The following is a 5,953-nucleotide window of genomic DNA, read 5'->3' as shown; positions in this document are numbered from 1 at the left end:
CGAGGCCGCCGGTCAGGTCGCCCGTCGCGCCCGCGCCGCCGGTCGTGGAACCGCTGGGGCCGGGACCCCCCGCGGAGCCCGACCCGGAGCCGGCAGTACCGGAGCCCGCCGTGCCGCCGCCCGAACCGCTGCCGCCGGGCAGAGCCGCGCCGTCCTTCAGGGCGACGGACAGGCCGACCGGGTCCAGCGCCGTGCCGGCGGTGTAGAAGTCGCCGAAGGCGGTGGCGCCGGCCTTGGTGAGGGTGGCCGCGATGCCGTTGACGGTGATGACGTCGCTCTTGGCGGTCAGCCGGGGCGACTTGGCCTTCAGCTCGGCCAGGACCACGTCCTGGGACGTCGTGCCGAGGCTGGTGACGTCGGCGGTGAGCGTGCCGGAGCCGCCCTTCAGGGTGGCCCTGAGGTCGGTCAGGGTGAGGTCGAGGCCGTGGGTGCCGTCGGACTCGTGGCCCTTGAAGTTGACCGCGCCCTTGAAGGCGGCCGTGAGGCTGCCCGCCTCGGTGTCGTAGGTGCCGGACGCGTCCGGGAAGGTGAAGGCGCCGTTTCCGGCGGCCTGCTTGGCGCCCGCGGAGACGGTGACCCTGCCCTTGGCGACCGGGCCCATCACGTAGGCGCGGAAGGAGTCCTTCACGCCCCAGCCGAGGGTGCCGTCGGCTATCTGCCCCCGGGTGGCGGGCGCGGCCGGCTCACCGGGAGTGGTGGGCTTGCCGGCCGGCTGGTCCGTGGGCTTGCCGGTCGGCTGGCCGGTGGGCTTCTCCGACGACTTGCCCGTCGGGTCGGCCGTGGGCCTGCCGGTCGGCTGGGCCGTGGGCTCGCCGGTCGGCTCGTCCGTCGGCTCCGGGTCGGGCGTGGGGGACGGCTTCGTCGTCTGAAGCACCGTCAGCGGGTCGCCCGCCGCGCCCTCGTAGCTCGCGCTGCCGAGGACCTCGCCGGCCTCCTTCGTCAGCTCGGTCGCCATGTCCTTCATGCCGCGGGTCACGGTGACTTTGGCGAGCGGGACGTCGTCGGTCGTCGTGCCGTCGCGGGTCACGTCCGCGGTGATCTCGGCGTCCCCGCTGTCGAACCTGATGTCGGACAGGGTGAGGTCGAAGCGGTGCGCCTCGGAGACGATCCGGAGGCTGCCCCGGAAGCCGAGCGAGACCGTATGGCCGGTGGAGTCGTAGCTGCCGGTGCCCTCCGTGAAGGTGAAGGCGCCGTTGCCGTCGGCCTGGACGGCACCACCGGTGGGCGTGAAGGTGCCCTTCGCCATGCCGGTGACGTAGGAGCGGTAGCTGTCCTTGATGCCCCAGGTCAACTCGTAACCGGTGAGCGGGCTTTCGGCGGCCGAGGCGGCGGGTGCGCCGGTCAGGGCGGTGGCGCCGAGGGCGGTGGCCGTGGCCACGGCGGCGGCGAGGGCGGTGGAGCGGCGGCGTCTGGCGGGCATGGTCGGGTGTCTCCTCGTCGGGGTTCGGGGTGTCAGTCGGCCTGCGGGGTGTCCGCGGCCGGGCGGGCGCGGCGCCTGCGGACGGCGACCGCGGCTCCCGCGGCCAGCACCAGCAGGGATCCGGCGGCAAGGGTCAGGGGCAGGACGGGCAGGCCCTCGTCGTCCCGGGCCGCCCGGGCCACGGGTTCGGCGGAGGGGCCGTCGGTGACGGAGGGGGACGGGGACGGCGAGGGGGCGGTGCTGCCGAGGTCGGGCAGCGCGGGCAGTTCGGCGTCGTCGGTGAGGGCGACGGCCAGGGACACCGGGTCCATCGCGGTGCCCTTCGGGTACATCCCGCCGAAGGACTCGGCGCCCTCGGCGGTGAGCTTCGCCGGTGCCTCGGTCACCGTGACCAGGCCCTTGCGGGGCTTGAGTTGCTTGGCGGCGAAGGTGACCAGCGGGACCTTCTTCCCGGTGCGCTCCGGGCTCGTGACGTCGGCGTAGAGGGTGCCGCGGCCGTCCTCGACGGTGACGCGGACGGCGCTGAGGGCGAGGTCGAGGCCCTGCTCGCCGGTGAACCGGACGGTGCCGTCGAAGGCGGCGGTCAGGTCGCCGTCGCGGTAGGTTCCGGAGCCGCCGGGGAAGCGGTAGAGGGCGCCGCCGTCGAGAGCGCCGGAGGACAGGGTCCACCTGCCGCGCGCGATGTCGCCGGTGACGTACTCGCGGAAGGTGCGGCGCACGCCCCAGTCGACGGCGCCGTCGCGCAGCCTGCCCTCGGGGGCGTCTGCCGTGGCGCGGGGCGTCTTCGAGGCGGGCGGGGTGGACGGCTGCTTCGCCGCGGGCCGTTGCACGTCGGCCGCGAGGCTGACCGGGTCCAGTGCGGTGCCGGCGGTGTAGTACCCGGCGAAGGAGCGGGCGCCCTGGGCGGTGAGGGTGGCGGGGAGGTTGTTCAGGACCACGGAGGTGCCGCCGCCCCGCATGTCGATCCCACCCAGGGAGAGGGAGGCGAAGGGCACCTGACGGGACGTCGTGACCGCCCCGGTGCCCCTCGCCTTGCTGACGACGTCCACGTAGAGCGTGCCGGAGGAGCCGGAGATGCTCACGGTGGGACGGCTGAGGGTGAGGTCGAGCTGGTGCGCGCCGCCCGCCGTGCGGTGGCCGACGAAGCGCACCCCGCCGGAGAAGGCGGCGCGGAAGGTGCCGGTGTCGCCGTCGTAGCTGCCGGTCGCCGAGTGGAAGCGGAAGCCGCTGCCGCCGACCGTGGCCGCGCCGCCGGTCAGGGAGTAACCGCCCTTGGCGACGGGCCCGGTGACGTAGCTCTGGAAGGACGACTTGATGCCCCAGTCCAGGCGGCCGCCCTGCACGGTGCGGCTCTCGGCGTGCGCGGTGGCGGCCGGCAGGAGCGCCCCGAGGACGGCGGCGCACAGCACGGTCAGGAGAGCGCGTGGGCGGATGGGCATGGCAGGTCCTCCGGAGACGACGACCGGTAGCGAATGAAGGTAAGGCTAACCTAAGCTACGACCGGTCAACATCGACAGTGGACGGAAGGAACGGACGGAACCGTGCGACGCTTGCGCACCCGACTGGCGGGAGCACTGCTGTCCGTGCTCGCCCTCACCCTCACCACGGCCGCCTGCGGCGGACCCCCCGGGGCCGCCACGCCCTCCTCCGGCGGGAGTTCCGCGAGCCCGGCCGCCGACCGCGTCGAACCGCTCGCGGACACCCCGGCCCCCGACCTCCCGGTCACCGTCCGCTCCGCGGACGGCCGGAAGGTGACGGTGGACCAGGCGGAGCGGCTGGTGCCGCTCTCGGGCAGCCTCAGCGAGATCGTGTTCACCCTCGGCCTCGGCGACCGGGTCGTCGCCCGCGACGTCACCGCCACCTTCGCCCAGGCCGGGAAGCTGCCCGTGGTCACCCGCGGCCACGACGTCTCCGCGGAGAGCGTGCTGTCGCTGCGGCCCGACCTGGTGCTCGCGGAGGCCACCAGCGGCCCCGCCGAGGCCATGGACCAGATCCGCGCGGCCGGCATACCCGTCCTCGTCGTCGGCCCGGCGGCCGGGCTCGACGACGTGGGCCCGCGCATCGAAGCCGTCGCGAAGGCGCTCGGCGTACCGGCCGCCGGACAGAAGCTCACCCGCCGCACCGAGCAGCGCATCGCCGCCGTCACCGGCACCGTCCCCGGCGAACGGCCGCGCCCGCGCGTCGCGTTCCTCTACCTGCGCGGCTCCGCCTCCGTCTACCTCATCGGCGGCAGGGGCTCCGGCGCCACCTCGCTGATCGAGGCGGCCGGAGCCGTCGACGCGGGGGCCGCTTCCGGACTGGAGAAGGACTTCACCGCCATCACCAGCGAGGCCCTCGTCAAGGCGGCCCCGGACGCGATCCTCGTGATGGAGAAGGGCCTGGAGTCCGTCGGCGGCGTCGACGGGCTGGTCGAGATCCCCGGGGTGGCGCAGACCCCCGCCGGGATGGACCGGCGCGTCGTCTCCGTCCCGGACGGGATCCTGCTCAACTACGGTCCGCGCACCGACCAGGTGCTCACCTCGGTCGTGGAGCAGCTGTACGCCGGCGGCGGTGCCGCGTGAGCGTCCTGGAGAAGACCGTCCCGAAGCCGGGCCCCGCCCCCTCCCCCACGGCCACGGGCCGCCGACGCCGCACCACGGCCTGGCTACTGACCGCCGGACTCGTCGTCGCGCTCCTCGTCCTGGTGCCGGTCGCCGCCGGTACGGGCGCCTACCCCGTGCCCGTCGGCGACGTCCTCGCCTCGGTGCAGCACCGCATGGGCCTCGGCGGCGGCGCACTGGACCGGGTCGCCGAGTCCGTGCTGTGGAACGTCCGCTTCCCGCGCATCGTGCTCGCGCTGCTCGTCGGCGCCTCGCTGGGCTGCGCCGGCGCCCTGATGCAGGGCGTGTTCGGCAACCCGCTCGCCGAACCCGGCGTCATCGGGGTGTCCTCCGGGGCGGCCGTCGGCGCGGTCGCCGCGATCGCGCTGGGGCTGAACTTCCTCGGCACCTGGACGGTGTCGGTGCTCGCCTTCGCCGCGGGCCTGGTCACCGTCCTGCTGGTGTACGTGATGTCCCGCGCGGGCGGCCGGACCGAGGTGGTCACCCTCATCCTCACCGGCATCGCGGTGAACGCCTTCGCGGGCGCCCTCATCGGCCTGTTCCTGTTCTTCGCGGACACCGCGGCCGTCAACCAGATCACCTTCTGGCAGCTCGGCTCGCTGTCCCAGGCGACCTGGCCGAAGGTGCTCGCCGTCCTGCCGTGCGCGCTCCTCGGCCTGGCCGTGGCCCCCCTGTACGCGCGCCGGCTGGACCTGCTGGCGCTGGGCGAACGGCCCGCCCGGCACCTGGGCGTGGACGTGGAGCGGCTGCGCATCGTGCTCGTCCTGGTCATCGCGCTGCTGACGGCGGCCGCGGTGAGCGTCTCCGGCATCATCGGCTTCGTCGGCCTGGTCGTCCCGCACCTGCTGCGGATGGCCGCCGGGCCCGGGCACCGCTTCCTGCTGCCGGGCAGTGCGCTGCTCGGCGCGCTGGTGCTGCTGGCCGCCGACCTGACCGCCCGTACCGTCGCCGAGCCCGCCGAGCTGCCGCTCGGTGTGCTCACGGCGCTGATCGGCAGCCCGTTCTTCTTCTGGCTGCTGCGCCGCACCCGCCGCAAGCAGGGAGGCTGGGCATGATCCGGCTGCGTCACCGTCCCGTACCGCCGCCGCCCGCGGAGCCGGGCGACGTCCTCGTCGAGGCCGAGCGGGTGGCCGTCCGGCTGGCCGGCCGGGACGTCCTCGCGGGCGTCGACGTCACCGCCCGGGCCGGTGAGGTGCTCGCCCTCGTCGGCCCCAACGGGGCAGGCAAGTCCACCCTGTTGAGCGTCCTCGCCGCCGACCTCGCGCCCACGGCGGGGACCGTGCGGATCCACGGCCGCCCGGCGTCCGGCTGGCCGGCGCCCGATCTCGCGCTGCGCCGGGCCGTACTCCCCCAATCCGCTTCCCTCTCCTTCCCGTTCACGGTGGAGGAGGTGGTCCGGATGGGCCGGGCGCCCTGGACCGGCGCCGGCCCCGGCGAGGACGACGCGGCCGTCGCCGACGCGATGGCCGCGACCGAGGTGACCGCCTTCGCCGCCCGCCCGTTCTCCGCGCTCAGCGGCGGCGAGCGGGCCCGGGTCGCGCTGGCCCGGGTGCTGGCGCAGCACGCCCCGGTGCTGCTGCTGGACGAGCCGACCGCCGCGCTGGACATCCGGCACCAGGAATTGGTGCTGCGGCTGTGCCGGGAACGGGCCCTGGCCGGTGACGCGGTCGTCGTGGTGCTCCACGACCTCGGGCTCGCCGCGGCCTACGCGCACCGGGTGGCGGTGCTGTGCGACGGCCGGGTGGCGGCGGACGGCCCCCCGTCCGACGTCTTCACCGGGCCACTCCTGTCACGGGTGTACGACCAGCGGGTCGAGGTGTTCCCGCACCCGCGCACCGGCGCGGTCCTGGTCCTCCCGGCCCGCGACGGGTGACGCCCGCCGCAGCCCGGCCGGGGCTCACGGCGGCGGGACTGCGGCTCCCGGGCGGCGGGG

5 protein-coding genes are annotated in these 5,953 nt (G+C 75.3%); 3 read left to right on the top strand and 2 right to left on the bottom strand.

Going from position 1 to position 5,953, the window contains the following annotated elements; all coding sequences use genetic code 11:
- Both G3I53_RS24745 and G3I53_RS24740 read right to left on the bottom strand, forming a co-directional pair.
- Positions 1-1,420, bottom strand: a 1,420-nt coding sequence (locus G3I53_RS24745) for an HtaA domain-containing protein (RefSeq protein ID WP_164438785.1), incomplete at its 3' end; no start/stop codon positions are given.
- A gap of 32 nt (positions 1,421-1,452) precedes the next feature.
- Complete coding sequence (locus tag G3I53_RS24740; protein WP_164438784.1) at positions 1,453-2,859, bottom strand: HtaA domain-containing protein; 1,407 nt, start codon at positions 2,857-2,859, stop codon at positions 1,453-1,455.
- A 111-nt stretch (positions 2,860-2,970) separates the two neighbouring features.
- On the opposite strand from G3I53_RS24740, the gene G3I53_RS24735 reads away from it, so the two are divergent.
- The 3 genes from G3I53_RS24735 to G3I53_RS24725 are packed head-to-tail and all read left to right on the top strand — an operon-like array spanning position 2,971 to position 5,893.
- A complete protein-coding gene (locus tag G3I53_RS24735; RefSeq protein ID WP_203592278.1) occupies positions 2,971-3,981 on the top strand; it encodes an ABC transporter substrate-binding protein in 1,011 nt (336 codons plus the stop codon).
- The gene (locus tag G3I53_RS24730; RefSeq protein ID WP_164337049.1) at positions 3,978-5,075 is read left to right on the top strand and encodes an iron ABC transporter permease; all 1,098 of its coding nucleotides are present in this window, start codon (positions 3,978-3,980) and stop codon (positions 5,073-5,075) included. The genes G3I53_RS24735 and G3I53_RS24730 overlap by 4 nt, the downstream gene beginning before the upstream one ends.
- Complete coding sequence (locus G3I53_RS24725) at positions 5,072-5,893, top strand: heme ABC transporter ATP-binding protein (protein WP_164438783.1); 822 nt, start codon at positions 5,072-5,074, stop codon at positions 5,891-5,893. The genes G3I53_RS24730 and G3I53_RS24725 overlap by 4 nt, the downstream gene beginning before the upstream one ends.
- Positions 5,894-5,953: the final 60 nt, after the last annotated feature.

The sequence above is a fragment of the Streptomyces sp. SID14436 genome (assembly GCF_010548465.1).
GTDB lineage: Bacteria > Actinomycetota > Actinomycetes > Streptomycetales > Streptomycetaceae > Streptomyces.
Note: the sequence above shows the minus strand (reverse complement) of the source record. Positions and strands in the feature narration are given on the sequence as shown.

What these genes read in the sequence shown, in the direction of transcription:
- G3I53_RS24740 (WP_164438784.1), bottom strand. Translation starts at nt 2,859, where the DNA reads ATGCCCATCCGCCCACGCGCTCTCCTGACCGTGCTGTGCGCCGCCGTC.
- G3I53_RS24725 (WP_164438783.1), top strand. Translation starts at nt 5,072, where the DNA reads ATGATCCGGCTGCGTCACCGTCCCGTACCGCCGCCGCCCGCGGAGCCG.